At 64.2% G+C, this 1,679-nt stretch carries 1 protein-coding gene; it reads left to right on the forward strand.

Going from position 1 to position 1,679, the window contains the following annotated elements; genetic code table 11:
• Nucleotides 1-309 precede the first annotated feature (309 nt).
• Nucleotides 310-1,679, forward strand: a 1,370-nt coding sequence (locus PV350_RS46500) for a hypothetical protein (RefSeq protein ID WP_500339296.1), incomplete at its 3' end; no start/stop codon positions are given.

Below are 1,679 nucleotides of genomic sequence, written 5' to 3' on the forward strand. Positions count from 1 at the left end.
GAGCGGGGTAAGGGGGGTGTACCGGGGTCTGGTGTCGGTCATGACAAGGTCCGTGCCTGGCTGGCTGGTCAGAGCCTCGACTCGGTTGACCCGTATAAGGCGGCGTTGCTGGATCCGGGCAGCCGGTTCCCGGCTGTGGTTACCGCGAATCCTGTCGTGATTCCGGCTGGCGTGGCTTTGCCGCCCGGTGAACGGGCGGCTGTTGAGGACCTGGTCGGCAGGTGGCTGTCCGGTGAGAGGAGTACTGCGGGCTGGACCTCCCGTGACTGGGACACTGTCGCGGGGGCCCGCCGTGGCGGTGAAGCGGCTGTGGCTACCGCCGTCTTGGGGGTAGTGGAAGCCCGTAATCCTCATTCGTTCCGCCGCTACCGCACGGTGCTGGACGCGGCGCGTGCCGGTGACAACCCGCTACTGGTGGCCGGCAGGCTTTTGCGGGCCGACGACGACCTGATGGGACACCGGGGTATCGATGTCTTCGGCTTGGGATGGCGGGCGCTGTCACCTGGTGATCGGGCGGTTACCGAGAGCCTGGTGAGCAGGAAGTCCGGCTCGGCAGGCAGGGAGAACTGGTCTGACCGGGATTGGGGTGTGGTGGACCAGGCCCGCCGTCTCGGCCAGGCACGTGGACTCGGTGAACAGGTCGCACAAGCTGTCATCAAGAAGATGGTCACCGGCCAGGATCCCCTCGTCAGCCTCCGCGCATCCCTCTACGAGGCGAGCTCTGGTGATGACGCGGTCACCCGTCTCGACCGGGCCGATGCTGCGCTGAGGGCGATGGGCGTCAACGACCAGGATGTGTACCACCTTCCATGGAAACACTGGCTGCACGAACAAGAAATTGAAGCCTTCGCCGCCCGGCTGGCCGGGTCGCGGAATATGGGGAAGTGGGAGGAGCCGGAGTGGGATGCGGTTGCCGCGGCACACCGCGCCGGTGAGGCGGTTGCGGCCGCCACCATCAAGAAAGTACTCATCGCCCGTAACCGCGATGAGTTCACCTCCTTCCGCGGATACGTGGCTGCCGCACACGCCAACGAAAGTCCGGCCGTGGCGGCCAAAAAATTTCTCTCTGCCCCTAAGGGGCTCTGGGGTTCAGATGTCTACAGCCTGGATTGGATGGCCCTGCCGGCCAGTCAAAAAGCAGTTACTCGCACCTTGGTGAGCAGGTGGATCAAACCGCGTCACATTGAGCACTGGACTGAAAAGGACTGGGGTACTGTCGCGGAGGCCAGCCGCTCCGGTGAGGCGTTCGCGGCCGCCGTCATCAAGAGACTAGTAACAGTAACCTCCCGCCGTAACCACGAATTGTTTGCCGACTACCACAAGGCGCTGAGTATTGCGAAGTTCGAGAGCTTCGAGGGTGACAATGCCGAGGCGGCCTTTCTCGTCATGCAGGCTGCTGACAGGCTCAGAAACAAAGCTGTAGATATCCTCAGCCTGGAATGGGAGGATCTATCGGTCCGTGAACAGGACGAGATTAAAACCCTGGTCCGCGACTCCCTGCCCGGCGGCTTGTTTGCCCGCTCAACCGCGGGCTGGACTGCCCGTGAGTGGGGTGTTGTCGCTGTTGTCCGGAAGGAAGTCGGTCAGGACGTCGCGGCGGCCGCTGCCCAGCGGCTAGCCCGATCCCCCCAGCCCCAGGAATGGTCAGGGCAGCGAGGACCGGCGGGTGGCCTGCGCGT

Source organism: Streptomyces sp. PA03-6a (assembly GCF_033792765.1).
Classification (GTDB): Bacteria; Actinomycetota; Actinomycetes; order Streptomycetales; family Streptomycetaceae; genus Actinacidiphila.